11 protein-coding genes are annotated in these 14,761 nt (G+C 70.6%); 2 read left to right on the top strand and 9 right to left on the bottom strand.

Annotation, left to right across the window (positions count from 1 at the left end; translation table 11 throughout):
* The first annotated feature begins 3 nt into the window (after nt 1-3).
* Together FHR32_RS15560 and FHR32_RS15555 are read left to right on the top strand one after the other, a co-directional pair.
* Entirely contained in the window at nt 4-441 is a 438-nt protein-coding gene (locus FHR32_RS15560) for a YbaB/EbfC family nucleoid-associated protein (protein WP_184754963.1), read from the top strand.
* Nucleotides 442-556: 115 nt separating this feature from the next.
* Nucleotides 557-1,216 (top strand): class I SAM-dependent methyltransferase, encoded by a 660-nt coding sequence (locus tag FHR32_RS15555; RefSeq protein ID WP_184754962.1) that lies wholly within the window; start codon nt 557-559, stop codon nt 1,214-1,216.
* Nucleotides 1,217-1,295: 79 nt separating this feature from the next.
* Here FHR32_RS15555 and FHR32_RS15550 read toward each other — a convergent pair whose 3' ends face one another.
* The 9 genes from FHR32_RS15550 to FHR32_RS15505 all read right to left on the bottom strand — a co-directional run bounded on the left by FHR32_RS15550 (nt 1,296) and on the right by FHR32_RS15505 (nt 14,741).
* Nucleotides 1,296-2,783 (bottom strand): APC family permease, encoded by a 1,488-nt coding sequence (locus FHR32_RS15550; RefSeq protein WP_184756547.1) that lies wholly within the window; start codon nt 2,781-2,783, stop codon nt 1,296-1,298.
* A gap of 54 nt (nt 2,784-2,837) precedes the next feature.
* A complete protein-coding gene (locus FHR32_RS15545; RefSeq protein ID WP_184754961.1) occupies nt 2,838-3,506 on the bottom strand; it encodes a response regulator in 669 nt (222 codons plus the stop codon).
* Entirely contained in the window at nt 3,503-6,061 is a 2,559-nt protein-coding gene (locus FHR32_RS15540; protein ID WP_184754960.1) for a DUF4118 domain-containing protein, read from the bottom strand. The genes FHR32_RS15545 and FHR32_RS15540 overlap by 4 nt, the downstream gene beginning before the upstream one ends.
* A gap of 5 nt (nt 6,062-6,066) precedes the next feature.
* On the bottom strand, nt 6,067-6,939 hold the full coding sequence (locus FHR32_RS15535) for a potassium-transporting ATPase subunit C (RefSeq protein WP_184754959.1): 873 nt from the start codon (nt 6,937-6,939) through the stop codon (nt 6,067-6,069).
* Nucleotides 6,940-9,072 (bottom strand): potassium-transporting ATPase subunit KdpB, encoded by a 2,133-nt coding sequence (gene kdpB / locus FHR32_RS15530; RefSeq protein WP_184754958.1) that lies wholly within the window; start codon nt 9,070-9,072, stop codon nt 6,940-6,942.
* The gene (gene kdpA, locus FHR32_RS15525) at nt 9,072-10,733 is read right to left on the bottom strand and encodes a potassium-transporting ATPase subunit KdpA (RefSeq protein ID WP_184754957.1); all 1,662 of its coding nucleotides are present in this window, start codon (nt 10,731-10,733) and stop codon (nt 9,072-9,074) included. Before kdpA ends, kdpB begins: the two co-directional genes overlap by 1 nt.
* Nucleotides 10,733-10,822 (bottom strand): K(+)-transporting ATPase subunit F, encoded by a 90-nt coding sequence (gene kdpF / locus FHR32_RS44395; protein ID WP_184754956.1) that lies wholly within the window; start codon nt 10,820-10,822, stop codon nt 10,733-10,735. Before kdpF ends, kdpA begins: the two co-directional genes overlap by 1 nt.
* 383 nt (nt 10,823-11,205) lie before the next feature.
* Nucleotides 11,206-12,633: an L-fucose/L-arabinose isomerase family protein gene (locus tag FHR32_RS15510; RefSeq protein ID WP_184754955.1), complete on the bottom strand. Its 1,428-nt coding sequence runs from the start codon at nt 12,631-12,633 to the stop codon at nt 11,206-11,208.
* Nucleotides 12,634-12,698: 65 nt separating this feature from the next.
* Complete coding sequence (locus tag FHR32_RS15505; RefSeq protein WP_184754954.1) at nt 12,699-14,741, bottom strand: bifunctional aldolase/short-chain dehydrogenase; 2,043 nt, start codon at nt 14,739-14,741, stop codon at nt 12,699-12,701.
* Nucleotides 14,742-14,761: the final 20 nt, after the last annotated feature.

Below are 14,761 nucleotides of genomic sequence, written 5' to 3'. Positions count from 1 at the left end.
ACGATGGACGACTTCACGCGGGCACTGGGCTTCGATCCGGAGAAGGTCGCGCGTGACGCGGGCCGTCTGTTCGACCGGATGGAGGCGATGCACAGGGCCGCCGCCGATCTCACCGTCCGGGCCGAGTCCGGCGACGGCCGCGTCGCGGTGGAGTATTCCTCCACCGGAGGCGTCCAGAAGATCGAGATTGATCCCCGAGCGATGCGCATGGCCTCGGGCGAGCTCGCGGAGACGATCCTGGACCTCATCCACCAGACCAGGCGGGACGCCGAGACCCGGGCGCGGGCGCGGGCGGCCGAGGTCCTGGATGCGGACAACTCGCTGGTCACCGACCGGCAGGTGATCGGAGACCGGTTGCGCGACGCGGCCGGGACGCTCCAGGAGAACCTGCGGACCGCCACCGAGACGATGGAGAGACTCCACGCCGTGTTCCGTCGCTGACCGGGCGTCAGAAATCCATATGAATCAGCGTTCCCCCCGTATGAGTCCCGTATGAGGGGGTCGCCTCCGGAAGGGGCCGTGTCCACCATGGAAAGCACCGATCTCAGGAGGAGACATGACGGTGCGCGTTCAGGAACACAGCGGACCACCGGATACCCGGAAAGACCTGGGGCGCGGGATGGAACAGTTCCACCACCCCCGGCCCGTGTGCACCGGGCGGGGGAGTGAGTCCCGGCCGACCTGGCAGCGCGAGCGGTTGCTGGCGGGTCTCAGCGGGCGCGTTCTGGAGATCGGCGCCGGCGACGGGGTCAAGCTGACCTGCTTCCCCTCCGGAGTCGACGAGATCGTCCTCGTCGAGCCGGACCCCTTTCTCCGTGCCGCGGCTCAGCTGGCGGCGGCGACGACCTCGACGCCGGTACGCATACGCGACGGAGCCCTGACGCGCCTTCCGGTCCCGGACGCCTCCTGTGACGCCGTCGTCTGCTCGCTGGTCCTGTGCTGCGCGGCCCGGCCCGAGACGGCGCTGTCGGAGGTGAGGCGGGTCCTCCGCCCGGGAGGCGAGCTCCGATTCTACGAGCACCGGCGTTCCGGCAATCCGGTCGTCGCGCTGATCGAGTCCGTGTCGACCCCGCTCTGGGCGCGCCTCTGCGGCGGCTGCCATCCCGCCCGCGACATCGTCGCCGTCATCGACCGGGCGGGTTTCCAGATCGACCGCCTCGACCGCCTCTCCTTCCACCGCGTCGACCATGTCCTCGGTGTCGCCAGGGCCAGGTGATCCACGTCCGAGGGGAGGACGCCCTCCCCTCGGTTCTGTACGGCATGCCCCGTATGGGGCCATCGGCCTTGGAGAAGGCTCATGGGGCGGCGGTCGCATGGTCCGCGACGCGCAGACGCATACGGCACACCACGGTATCGGTACGGCGGCGCAGTGCCCTGGCCAGCACCGCACCACGCTGGTTCTGCAGCATGCGCTGCCAGGCGTGTTCCGGCTCCACCTCGGGGATGAGCACGAACACGTGCGCCTCGGGCAGGCCGTTGAGGTAATCCAGAAGGGGCCTGTCCAGCCGCCAGTGCGCGTCGAACACCTGTGCCAGATCGACGTCGGGGTGCCAGCGCTCCCAGTCCTCCACGAACCGGCGGGCCTCTGACTCGTTCCCCGGATGAGTGACGTTGACGGCCACGACCCGGTCGCCGAGGGAGAGCGCGGCGGCCAGGGCCTCGCGCGTCAGACGGTTGACCGCGTGCACCGGGACCACCACGACGGAGCGGCGCGGCCGGGGCGGGGCGGGGGTCCGGCCGAGCTCCAGGCGCTCGCCGATGCGGCCGTAGGAGCGGTTGACCCACTGCATGGCCAGCACGATCAGGGGGAGGGCGACCACGATGAGCCAGCCGCCCTCGGCGAACTTGGAGGCCGTGACCACCACGGCCGCCACCAGGGTGAGGAGCGCGCCGAATCCGTTCAGCGCCGCGCGCCACCGCCAGCCGGCGGGTCGGGCCCCGACCCAGTGCCTGACCATTCCGGCCTGAGAGAGGGTGAAGCCGACGAAGACGCCGATCGCGAAGAGCGGCACCAGCAGGTTCATGTCGCCATCCGAGATCACCAGCAGCATGGCCGAGGCGACCGTCAGGAAGGCGATGCCGTAGCGGTGCACGTGCCGGTCGGCGCGGAGCGCGAACAGGTGCGGCAGGTTGTTGTCGGCGGCCAGGAGCCGGGCAAGCACCGGCAGGCCGCCGAAGGAGGTGTTGGCCGCCAGCGCGAGCAGCACCACGGTGGAGAACTGGACCAGGTAGAACAGCGGTCCGTCGCCGAGCGCGGCCCGGGTGACCTGGGCCAGCACGGTCACTCCCCCGACCGGGGCGATGGAGAACTTCTCGATCAGCGCGGCGATGCCGACCAGCATGATCCCGAGCAGGGCGCCGAGGGCGAGCTCGGCGTTCTGCGCGCGCCTGACCCGGGGCTTCCTGAAGGAGGGGACGGCGTTGGCGATGGCTTCGACACCGGTAAGTGAGGCACAGCCGTTGGCGAACGCCTTGAGCACCAGCAGGACGCCCACGGTGTGCAGGTTCCCCGCCTGGGCGGCGTGTTCGGCGACGGTCGCGGGCTCACCCCGGACGAGTCCGGCCACGATCACCAGCATGATGGCGCCGACATAGACGGCGGTGGGGGCGATGAAGGCGCGGGCACTGTGCGCGATGCCCTTGAGGTTGACCGCGGTGACCAGGGCGAGCACGGCCAGGCACAGCCAGAGCGTGAAGGGCAGCAACCCGGGGAAGGCAGAGGTGAGCGCCGCGACTCCGGCGGCCACCGACACCGCCACGTTGAGCACGTAGTCGACGATCAGGCTCGCTCCGGCGCCCCTGCCCGGCGCGTTCCGCGGGGACGCCGTCCCCGGGCTTCACGGGGTGAAGCGGTAGCCCATGCCCGGCTCGGTCAGCAGGTGCACCGGGTGGGCGGGGTCGGGCTCCAGCTTCTTGCGCAGCTGGGTCATGTACTGGCGCAGGTAATGGGTCTCCTTGAGGTATTTCTCCCCCCAGACCTCGGTCAGCAGCTGGCGCTGGCTGACCAGCTTGCCGGGGTTGCGCAGCAGGATCTCCAGCAGGTGCCACTCCGTGGGCGTCAGCCGCACGCCGCCGGAGACGGTCTTACCGGCCAGGTCGACGACACGGTCGCCGATGTGGATCTGGGCGAGCTCGGCGTCGTGCAGGGTGGTCCGTCGCGTGACCGCGCGGACGCGGGCGAGCAGCTCGTCGATGTTGAACGGCTTGGTGATGTAGTCGTCGGCGCCCGCGTCGAGCGCGTCCACCTTGTCCGCGCCGCCGACCCGGCCGGAGAGCACCACGATGGGGACCGAGGTCCAGCCGCGCAGGCCGTGGATGACGTCGACCCCGTCGATGTCGGGCAACCCGAGGTCGAGGATGACCAGGTCGGGGTGCCAGTCCGCCGCCTCGCGCAGTGCCGCGCCGCCGTCGGCGGCCACCGCGACCTCGTAGTGCCGGGCGAGGAGGTTGATCCGGAGCGCCCGCAGGATCTGTGGCTCGTCGTCGACGACGAGGATGCGGGTCATGCGCTCTCCACGGTGGCGGATGCGGCGTGCGCACGTGAGGAGATGGGCAGTGTCAGGATCATGGTGAGACCTCCCCCTGGTGTCTCTTCCGGTACGAGGGTGCCGCCCATGGCCTCCGCGAGCCCCCGGGAGAGTGCGAGGCCGAGACCGACACCGGTGTGGTTGTCACGGTCGCCGAGCCGCTGGAAGGGCATGAAGACCCGGTCGTGCGCCTCGGGCGGGATGCCGGGACCGCGGTCGACGATGTGGATCTCGACGTGGTCGCCGTGCCGGCTTCCCGTGATGAGGACCTTCTCGCCGGCCGGACTGTAGCGGACCGCGTTGGACATGAGGTTGACCAGGATCCGTTCCAGCAACGCCGGATCGGCGAGGATGTCGGGGAGGTCGACCGAGATGTGCCCGTCGATCCTCTCGGACAGCTGTCCGAGGTCGTCGACGGCACGTGGCACGATCTCCTCCAACGCCGTCGGCTCCGGCATCAGCCCGAGCACTCCGGCCTGCAGGCGGCTCATGTCGAGCAGGTTGGCGACCAGCCGGTCCAGCTTGACCAGGGACTCGTCGGCGGTGGCGAGCAGCTCGCCGCGGTCCTCCTCGCTCCACTGGACGTCGGTGCTGCGCAGGCTGTCGACGGCGGCCTTGGCCGAGGCGAGCGGGGTGCGCAGGTCATGGCTGACCGCGGCGAGCAGCGCGGTGCGCATCTTGTCGGCCTCGGCCAGCGGCCTGGCCTGCTCGGCCTCCTGTCGCAGGCGGTCCTGTCGCAGCGCCACGGCCGCCTCGGCGGCGAACGCCTCCAGCACGCGGCGGTCGGAGGCCTCCAGCAGCCTGCCCCGTACGGCCAGCACCAGGTACTCGTCGATGACCACGTCGGTGTCGGCCGCCCCCGGACAGGTACAGGGAGCGGCCCCGGCGGTCGCGACGATCCGCCAGGACTCCGGGTCGCACTGGTCGTCCGGACCCGGTGCGCCGAGCCGCTCCAGCAGCGTGACCGAGGCCAGCGCGAAGGTCTCGCGCAGCCGGGCCAGCAGCGACGGCAGCGCCGCCTCCCCGCGTAGCACGTGCCCGGCCAGCGTGGACAGCACCTCGGCGTCCGCGCCCGCCCGCGCCGCCTCCCTCGTACGGCGCGCCGCCACATCCACGATGGCGCTCACCGCGGCGGCGACCAGGACGAAGACGACGAGGGCGAAGAGGTTCTCCGGATTGGAGATCGTCAGGGTGCGCAGCGGGGGCGTGAAGTAGTAGTTGAGCAGGAAGGAGCCGCCGACAGCGGCGGTGACGGCCGGCCACATGCCGCCGATGAGGGCGACGCCGACGACCATGAGCAGGAAGAACAGGATCTCGCTCGGCAGTGTCAGCGCATCCCTGAACGGGACCAGCACGGCGGTGAGGATCGGCACCCCGGCGACGGCGACGGCCCATCCGGCCAGCCTGCGGGTGCGGGTGAGCGCCGCCCCGGACCGTGTGGGACGACGCCCCTTCTGCGCATGGGCGTGAGTGATCATGTGGACGTCGATGGAACCGGACATCGCGGTCGCCGTGACCCCCACCCCCCGCGAGAGGAGCTGGGCGAACCGGCCGCGCCGGGACGCGCCGAGCACGAGCTGGGTGGCGTTGACGCCCCGGGCGAAGTCCAGCAGGGCGCGCGGGATGTCGTCGCCGACGACCTGGTGGTAGGTGGCGCCCACGTCCTCCACCAGCGTGCGCTGCCGGGCCAGGCCCGCCGGATCCGCTCCGGCCAGCCCGTCGGCCCGGGTGACGTGGACGGCCAGCAGGTCGGCGCCCTTGGTCCTGTCCGCGATGCGGGCGGCCCGCCGTACCAGCGTCTCTCCCTCGGGGCCGCCGGTCAGCGCGACCACCACGCGCTCGCGGGCCTCCCAGGTCCCCGCGATGCCGTGCTCGGCGCGGTAGCGGTCGAGCTGGTCGTCGACCTTGCCGACCACCCAGAGCAGCGCCAGCTCCCGCAGCGCGGTCAGGTTGCCCATCCGGAAGTAGTTCGACAGCGCTGCGTCGACCTTCTCCGGCGCGTAGACGTTGCCGTGGGCCATCCTGCGGCGTAGTGCGTCGGGTGACATGTCGACCAGCTCGACCTGGTCGGCCCGCCGTACCACCTCGTCGGGGACGGTCTCGCGCTGCGCCACCCCGGTGATCTGCTCGACCACGTCGTTCAGCGACTCGAGGTGCTGGATGTTGACGGTGGAGACGACGTCGATCCCGGCGTCGAGGATCTCCTCGATGTCCTGCCAGCGCTTGGCGTTCTTCGAGCCGGGCACGTTGGTGTGCGCCAGCTCGTCGATCAGCGCGATCCGGGGAGCCCGCGCGATGACCGCGGCCACGTCCAGCTCGGTGAAGCTCGTCCCCCGGTGGACCAGGGTCCGGCGGGGGACGATCTCCATACCGCCGATCAGCTCGGCGGTGCGGGGGCGGCCGTGGGTCTCGACCAGACCCACGACCACGTCCCTGCCACGCTCCAGTCTCCGGCGTCCCTCACCCAGCATCGCGAAGGTCTTGCCGACCCCGGGGGCCGCACCCAGATAGACCCGTAGCCGTCCGCGTGGCATGCCGGTCATCCCCTGTCGAGTGCCAGGTTGAGCTTCAGGACGTTCACACCCGGCTCACCCATGAAGCCGAGGGAGCGTCCGGTGGTGTTCTCCTCGATGAGCCGCCTGACCTTCTCCACGGGCAGGCCGCGTTCCCTGGCCACGCGGGGCGCCTGTAGCTCCGCATAAGCGGGTGAGATGTCCGGGTCGAGGCCGGAACCGCTGGCGGTGACCGCGTCGGCGGGCACCACCGCTCGCTGCGTGCCGCGGACCGGGACGGTACGGCCGGCCGCGTAGTCCTCGCCGGGCTTGCCGCACTCCACCTTCACACCCTGGTAGTCGGCGATGAACGGCGCGGTGGGACAGGCCTGGTTGACGCTGACCGCGCGGGTGACGGCGCCGACGGCGGGGAAGACCTTCAGCACGGCGCCGACACCGTCGGGGGTGCAGTACGGCCGGGCACCACTGACACCGTCCAGCTCACCGATGGCCTTGCTGCGGGCGCAGACCTGGGTGAGCAGGCTCTGCCGGCCGGTGTCGGGGTTGCCCTTGTCGTCCTTGGCGCCCGGGACGGCGAGGACGTCCACGATGTCCTCGGGGCCCAGGTTGCTGGCAGAGGTGGAGAGCATGTCGTAGCCGTCACCGGCCGCCGACGGACGGCTCTGGAAATACCTTCCGACCGCCTTGCCGTCGGCGCCGGTGAAGTTCTGGCCGACGATCGCGCTGCCGACGTCCCTGCCGTCCTTCTGGACGATCGAGCCGTTGGCCTTGCCGTTGAAGACGGCCTGGGCGACCCCGGTGACCACCAGCGGGTAGGCCCCGCCGAGGATCAGGGTGAGGACGAGCAGCGCGCGCAGCGCCGCGAGGTGCTGGCGGATCCAGCTGGGCAGGCGTTCCATTTATGCCATCCCCGGGAGGAACTGAATGAGGAGATCGATGGTCTTGATGCCGATGAACGGGACGACGACGCCGCCCAGGCCGTAGAGGTAGAGGTTACGGCTGAGCAGCTTCGAGGCACTGGAGGGGCGGTAGCGGACACCGCGCAGCGCCAGCGGGATCAGCGCCACGATGACCAGGGCGTTGAAGATCACCGCGGACAGGATCGCCGACTGCGGGCTGGCCAGGCGCATGACGTTCAGCGCGTCCAGTCCCGGGTAGACCGCGGCGAATATCGCGGGGATGATCGCGAAGTACTTGGCGATGTCGTTGGCGATCGAGAAGGTCGTCAGCGCTCCCCGCGTGATGAGCAGCTGCTTGCCGATCTCGACGATCTCGATGAGCTTGGTGGGGTTGGAGTCGAGATCGACCATGTTGCCGGCCTCCTTCGCCGCCGACGTGCCGGTGTTCATCGCCACCCCGACGTCCGCCTGGGCCAGCGCGGGCGCGTCGTTGGTGCCGTCACCGGTCATGGCGACCAGCCGGCCCCCCTGCTGCTCGCTCTTGATCAGGGCGAGCTTGTCCTCGGGGGTGGCCTCGGCGAGGAAGTCGTCGACCCCGGCCTCGTCGGCGATGGCCTTGGCGGTCAGCGGGTTGTCACCAGTGATCATGACGGTGCGGATGCCCATCCGGCGCATCTCGTCGAACCGCTCGCGCATGCCCTGCTTGACGACGTCCTTGAGGTGGATGACGCCCAGCACGCGTGCTCTGCCGTCGACGGCCTCGCCCACGACCAGCGGGGTGCCGCCGGAACCGGAGATGGCGTCCACGATCGCGCCGACCTCGTCGGTCGGGTGGCCGCCGTGGTCGCGGACCCATTTCATGACCGCGGTCGCCGCGCCCTTGCGGACCCGGCGTCCGTCGACGTTGACGCCCGACATCCGGGTCTGGGCGGTGAACTGGACCCACTCGGCGTGGGCCAGCTCTCCCGGCTGCCGCTCGCGCAGGCCGTACGCCTGCTTGGCGTAGACCACGATCGAGCGCCCCTCGGGGGTCTCGTCGGCGAGGCTGGCCAGCTGGGCGGCCGTGGCCAGCTCGTCGGCGGACACACCCGGCGTCGGGACGAACTCCGAGGCCTGCCGGTTGCCCAGGGTGATGGTGCCGGTCTTGTCCAGCAGCAGCGTGCTGACGTCACCGGCGGCCTCGACCGCGCGCCCGCTCATGGCCAGCACGTTGCGCTGGACCAGGCGGTCCATGCCCGCGATGCCGATCGCGCTCAGCAGCGCGCCGATCGTGGTCGGGATGAGGCAGACCAGCAGCGAGACCAGCACGATGCCGGTGACGCCGTTGCCGTTCAGGGCGAGGGAGTCGGGGATGCCGGGGTTGTCGGCCTTGGAGTAGATGGCCAGCGGCTGCATGGTGACGGTGGCGACCAGGAAGATGATCGTCAGCGCGGCCAGCAGGATGTTGAGGGCGATCTCGTTGGGCGTCTTCTGCCGGTTGGCGCCCTCGACCAGGGCGATCATCCGGTCGATGAAGCTCTCGCCCGGCTTCTGGGTGATCTGGACGATGATCCGGTCGGAGAGCACCTTGGTGCCGCCGGTGACCGCCGAACGGTCACCGCCGGACTCGCGGATCACCGGCGCGGACTCGCCGGTGATGGCCGACTCGTCGACGCTGGCGATGCCTTCGACCACGTCGCCGTCACCGGGGATGATCTCCCCGGCCTCGACGACCACGAAGTCGCCCTGTCTGAGTTCGGGCGCGCCGACGCCCTCCCAGCGGTCCGGGTCGGCGCGGTTCACGAGCCTGCGGGCGGTGGTGTCGCGCTTGGCGGCGCGCAGGGTGGCGGCCTGCGCCTTGCCCCGGCCCTCGGCCACGGCCTCGGCGAGGTTGGCGAAGATCACTGTGAGCCAGAGCCACACGACGATCGCCCAGGCGAAGAACGACGGACCGGCGACCGCGAGCACGGTGGAGAACACCGCGCCGATCTCGACGATCAGCATGACCGGGTTGTGCCACATGTGCACGGGGTTGAGCTTGGCCAGGGCGGCGGGCAGTGACGCGATGAGCTGCCGGGGATCGAGCAGACCGCCGCCGACCCTCTTCTGCGGAGCTGGGGCGCGGCCCGGCGCTTCGATCACGGGAGTGGACATCAGTGGATTCCTTCTGCGAGCGGCCCGAGCGCCAGGGCGGGGAGGAAGGTCAGGGCGACGAGGATGATCGTCACACCGACGACCATGCCGACGAACTGCGGCCGGTGCGTGGGCAGCGTGCCCGCGGAGGCCGGGACCGGCGACTGCCCGGCCAGCGATCCGGCCAGGGCGAGCACGAAGATGATCGGCAGGAAGCGGCCGAACGCCATGCACAGGCCGAGTGCGACGTCGTACCAGGGCGTGTTGACGGTGATGCCGGCGAAGGCGGAGCCGTTGTTGTTGGAAGCGCTGGTGAAGGCGTACAGCACCTCCGACAGGCCGTGCGGCCCGCTGTTGAGCATGCTCGCCCGCTGCTCGGCCGAGCTCATGGCGAATGCGGTGCCGACCAGCACCAGGGCGGGCGTGACCAGGAAGTACATCGACGCGAGCTTTATCTCGCGGGCGCCGATCTTCTTGCCGAGATACTCCGGCGTGCGGCCGACCATGAGCCCGGCCACGAAGACCGTGATCACCGCCAGCACGAGCAGGCCGTACAGGCCCGCGCCCACGCCGCCCGGCGCGACCTCGCCCAGCATCATGTTGACCATCGTCATCATGCCGCCGAGCGGGGTGTAGGAGTCGTGGAAGGAGTCGACCGCGCCGGTGCTCGTGAGCGTGGTCGAGGCGGCGAAGGTGGCGGAGTTCGCCACGCCGAACCTGACCTCCTTGCCCTCCATCGCGGCGCCGACGGCCTGCGGGACGGTGGCGTTGCCCACCAGTTCGAAGACGTTGGTCAGCACGACGCTCGCGAGGGCGAGGGTGGCCATCACCGCGACGATCGCGTAGCCCTGCCTGACCTGGCCGACCATCTTGCCGAAGGTGCGCGGCAGCGCGAACGGGATGAGCAGGATCAGGAAGATCTCGAACCAGTTCGTCCACGCCGTGGCGTTCTCGAACGGGTGGGCGGCGTTGACGTTGTAGAAGCCGCCGCCGTTGGTGCCGAGCTCCTTGATGACCTCCTGGCTGGCCACCGGGCCGCCGGTGATCGCCTGCTGGCCGCCGGTCAGGGTCGCCACCGTGTGCGGCTCGGCGAAGTTCTGGATCAGTCCTCCGGCCACCAGCACGATCGCGCCGGCGAACGCGATCGGCAGCAGGATGCGGATCGTGCCGCGGACCAGGTCCACCCAGAAGTTGCCGAGGCCGTCGGCCCGGCTCCTGGCGAACCCGCGCACCAGCGCGATCGCCACGGCCATGCCCACCGAGGCGGAGACGAAGTTCTGCACGGCCAGGCCGGCCATCTGCACCAGGTGGCCCATCGTGGACTCGCCCGAGTAGGCCTGCCAGTTGGTGTTGGTCACGAAGCTGATCGCGGTGTTCCACGCGACGTGGTCGGTGACCGGGGCCATCCCCAGGGAGAGGAACAGCTTGTCCTGCAGGCGCTGCAGGCCGTACAGGAACAGGACCGAGATCAGCGAGAACGCCAGCACGCTCCGGGCGTAGACGCTCCACCTCTGCTCGGCGCCGGGCTGGACGCCGAGCAGGCGGTAGATCACCCGCTCGACGGGGTTGTGCCGGGTTCCGGTGTAGACGCGGTACATGTAGTCGCCGAGCGGCCGGTGCGCCAGGGCCAGCACGACGATGAGGGATCCGATGAACAGGATCCCGGCGAGCGTAGGACTCATCAGAAACGCTCCGGGAAGAGCAGGGCCGCGATCATGAAGATCACCAGGCCGACGACCACCACGAGACCGGTGGCGTTGACAGCGCTCACAGGCGCTCCACCGCCTTCACGACGAGCCCGAAGATCACGAAGATCGCGATCGTCAGGACGACGAAGATGACGTCGGCCATCCCCACTCCTCAAAATCCGGAAATGTTCCCGCCACCGCCGGATGGTCGGGGCGCATAGAAAAGCAAATCGCGGTTTTTGCGGCAAAATGCGCTTCTTGACGGGTTCCATACGCCCGGACACCAAGCTTTGACGCCCTCACTACGCGGATGCGAGAGAGCCATGCCGCGGCGGGCAGGCGGCAGTCGCGGCTCCCGCGTGGGCCCCTTGTCGTCCCGGACAGAGAAGTGGACCCCTGTCGTCCCGGACATAAAAGAGGGGCACGCCCGGTGCTCCGGACGTGCCCCCTTGAACGGCGCCTGAGACTACGGCTTCACCTCGATGAGGTCGACGCCGAGGAGGTCGGCCACCGCGCGCAGCTCGGCGACGCGGTGACCGGTGCCCAGGGCCCAGTGGTGGGAGATGCCGGTGGCGCTCCAGGCGTCGGTCCACTCACCGGGGTCGCAGCCGAAGTCGACCCGGGAGGTGGTGTTGCCGATCCGCAGCAGCGGTCCGTCGACGACCTCGCCCTCGGAGACGACGAAGCCGAACCGGCCGTCCTGCCTGTGCAGCAGACCGAACGCGGTGACGGGGCCGTGCGTGACGTCGAACTCGACGGACACGCCCCAGCCGCGCTTGCCGTGGTAGACGCCCAGCCCGCGCAGGAGCGGCCGTCGCGAGCTGATGGCCAGGTGGGCGGGCCCGTCATGGCCCATCTCGACATGCCCCCGGGCGAAGTCGAGTGCCTGGAGCTCGGTGAACGAACCGCCCCCGCCGAGACGGTCCATGATCAGCATGGCCAGCGAGGTGCGCAGCTCGTACTCACCGGCGGACGGGACGCCGCGGGCGGTGAGCAGCGACGCGCCGAGGATCATTCCGGCGCCGAGCCGCTCGTGGATCTCGCCGTCCAGACCCCGGTGGTAGTAGGCCAGACTGTCGAGCGCGAAGTCGTCGACGAGCCGGTCCAGGCCGACCGAGACCCGTGCCGCCCAGGAGAAGTCGTCGTCGTTGACCGTGTCTGCCAGCTCGAAGACCCCCCGGGCCAGGTCCATCCGCTCCTTGACCTCGGCGTCGGTCACCTTCTCCACCCGCACCCGCAGGTCGTCGAACTCCAGCACCTCGACGTGGCCGCCGAGGTTCGCCGAGACCAGGGTGAGGTCGGTGGCCACGTCGAGCATGCCCGGGTAGAGATGGCCCATCAGGCCGTGCCGCCCGCGCCGGAGCGCGGCCCGCACCCCGGCCGCCTTGACCCAGCGCCCGATCTTCGCCCAGGCCCGCTCGTCCTCCAGGTAGCCGGAGACCGAACGGAACGGGATGCCGGCGCGGATGAAGGTGTTGGCCATCTCCGGGAGCGGGCAGGCGCCGCAGTAGGCCAGCCACTGGCCGGTGTCGAAGGTGGCGTGGTCCATCGACTCGGTCGGCTGCAGGTTGATCAGCAGCACCGGCGCGCCGCTGCGCTGCGCGACCGGGAGGAGCATGGTCGCGGTCATGTAGGTGGTGAGGAAGCCGACGATGATGTCGCAGCCGGCGACGCGCAGCTTCTCGGCCGCGACCGCCCCCTCCTGCGCGTCGGAGACGAAGCCGACGTCCACCACGTCGCATCCGAGCTCGCGCATCCGCTCCGAGACCCGCTCGGCCGACCGCTGGAGCTGTGGCAGCAGGTCGGGGAACTGCGGCCAGTAGGCCCCGAGGCCTCCGGCGACGAGGCCCACCCTGGTGCGGGGGGCGGCGATCCGAGCCAGCTCGGTGCTCATGACGTTTCCTCTCTTCTTCTCTGGGGGGCGCCGGCCCATACCGGGCTCCGGGGCCTACTTCGAGATCACCGCAGGAAGGCGGCGGCGACACCGGCGTCGACGGGGATGTGCAGTCCGGTGGTGAGCGACAGCTCCCCGCCGGTGAGGGCGAAGACGGCGGCGGCGATGTGCTCGGGCAGCACCTCGCGCTTGAGCAGGGTCCGCTGGGCGTAGAACTCGCCGAGCTTGTCCTCCGGCACCCCGTAGACCGCCGCCCGGTTGGCGCCCCACCCGGAGGCGAAGATCCCGGAGCCGCGGACCACGCCGTCGGGGTTGACGCCGTTGACCCGGATGCCGTGCCCGCCCAGCTCGGCGGCGAGCAGCCGGACCTGGTGCGCCTGGTCGGCCTTGGACGCGCCGTAGGCGACGTTGTTGGGCCCGGCGAAGACCGCGTTCTTGGAGGAGATGTAGACGATGTCCCCGCCCATGCCCTGGTCGATCATCACACGGGCGCTCTCCCTGGAGACCAGGAACGAGCCGCGGGCCATCACGTCGTGCTGCAGGTCCCAGTCGGCGACGCTGGTCTCCAGCAGGGACCGCGACAGTGAGAGTCCGGCGTTGTTGACGATCAGGTCGACCCCGCCGAAGGCCAGCACCGCCTGCCGTACGGCGGCGACGACCTGCTCCTCGTCGGTGACGTCCACCCCCACGGCCTTCGCGACGTCCTCGGGCCGGTAGGCCCTGGCGCCGAGCTCGGCGGCGACCTTCTCGGCCGCGGCGAGGTCACGGTCGGCGACGACCACGCAGGCGCCCTCGGCCGCGAGCCTCCGGGCGGTGGCCGCGCCGATGCCCGACCCGCCGCCGGTCACCAGGGCGACCCGGGTGGCCAGCGGCCTGGCCGGGGGCATCCGGCGGAGTTTGGCCTCCTCCAGCTCCCAGTACTCGATGCGGAACTTCTCCGCCTCCTCGATCGGCGCGTAGGACGACACCGCCTCGGCGCCGCGCATCACGTTGATCGCGTTGACGTAGAACTCGCCCGCGACCCGGGCGGTCTGCTTGTCCTTGCCGAAGGAGAACATGCCGACGCCGGGGACCAGCACGATCGCGGGGTCCGCGCCGCGCATCGGGGGCGAGTCCGCTGTGGCGTGGCGGTGGTAGTAGGCCGCGTACTCCTCCCGGTAGGCGGCGTGCAGCTCGCGGAGCCGTACGGCCACGTCCGCCAGGGGCGCGTCGCCGGGCAGGTCGAGCACGAGCGGGGCGACCTTGGTCCGCAGGAAGTGGTCCGGGCAGGAGGTGCCGAGCGCGGCCAGTCCGGGGTGGCGCTCCCGGGACAGGAAGTCCAGGACCTCGGGGGTGTCGGTGTAGTGGCCGACCTGCGGCAGGTCGGTGCTCGCCAGACCGCGGAGGAGGGGGAACAGCGCAGCCGCCCGGTCCCGCCGTACGGCTCCGGCGAGCGGCTCGTGGATCACCGGGCCGAACGGCTCGGGCCTGCCGTGCTCGGCGAGGTAGGCCTCCGCGGTGCGGATGATGTCCAGCGAGTTGGCCTCGCACTCGGCGGAGGTCTGCCCCCAGGCGGTGATGCCGTGGCCGCCGAGGATGCAGCCGATGGCCTGCGGGTTGGCGTCCTTGATCGCGGCGATGTCCAGCCCGAGCTGGAAGCCGGGACGGCGCCAGGGCACCCAGGCCACCCGGTCGCCGAAGATCCGTGCCGTCAGCTCCGGGCCGTCGGCCGCGGTGGCGATCGCGATGCCCGCGTCCGGGTGCAGGTGATCCACGTGCGAGGCCTCGACCAGGCCGTGCATGGCGGTGTCGATCGACGGCGCCGCCCCTCCCTTGCCGAAGGCGCAGAAGTCGAACGCGGCGACCATCTCGTCCTCGCGTTCCACCCCCGGGTAGACCTCGGTGAGCGCCCGCAGCCGGTCGAGCCGCAGGACGGCCAGGCCGCCCTCGGTCAGCGTGCCGAGGTCACCGCCGGAGCCCTTCACCCACATCAGCTCCACGTCCGATCCGGTCACCGGATCGACGGCCACACCCTTGGCCGAGGTGTTTCCGCCCGCGAAGTTGGTGTTGCGCGGATCGGAGCCGAGCGCGTGTGACCGCTGCAGCAGTTCTTCAACCGGCGAAGTCATGAAATATCCCCCCAATGGAT

It is taken from the genome of Streptosporangium album, from assembly GCF_014203795.1.
Taxonomy (GTDB): domain Bacteria; phylum Actinomycetota; class Actinomycetes; order Streptosporangiales; family Streptosporangiaceae; genus Streptosporangium; species Streptosporangium album.
The sequence above is the reverse complement of the archived record's forward strand: the minus strand, read 5'-3'. Positions and strand labels throughout refer to the sequence as shown.

Bases quoted from the DNA above. Each gene is read 5' to 3' on its own strand.
- FHR32_RS15560 (WP_184754963.1), top strand. From the start codon at position 4: ATGGACGACTTCACGCGGGCACTGGGCTTCGATCCGGAGAAGGTCGCG.
- FHR32_RS15555 (WP_184754962.1), top strand. From the start codon at position 557: ATGACGGTGCGCGTTCAGGAACACAGCGGACCACCGGATACCCGGAAA.
- FHR32_RS15545 (WP_184754961.1), bottom strand. From the start codon at position 3,506: ATGACCCGCATCCTCGTCGTCGACGACGAGCCACAGATCCTGCGGGCG.
- FHR32_RS15540 (WP_184754960.1), bottom strand. From the start codon at position 6,061: ATGCCACGCGGACGGCTACGGGTCTATCTGGGTGCGGCCCCCGGGGTC.
- FHR32_RS15535 (WP_184754959.1), bottom strand. From the start codon at position 6,939: ATGGAACGCCTGCCCAGCTGGATCCGCCAGCACCTCGCGGCGCTGCGC.
- kdpB (WP_184754958.1), bottom strand. From the start codon at position 9,072: ATGTCCACTCCCGTGATCGAAGCGCCGGGCCGCGCCCCAGCTCCGCAG.
- kdpA (WP_184754957.1), bottom strand. From the start codon at position 10,733: ATGAGTCCTACGCTCGCCGGGATCCTGTTCATCGGATCCCTCATCGTC.
- FHR32_RS15510 (WP_184754955.1), bottom strand. From the start codon at position 12,633: ATGAGCACCGAGCTGGCTCGGATCGCCGCCCCCCGCACCAGGGTGGGC.
- FHR32_RS15505 (WP_184754954.1), bottom strand. From the start codon at position 14,741: ATGACTTCGCCGGTTGAAGAACTGCTGCAGCGGTCACACGCGCTCGGC.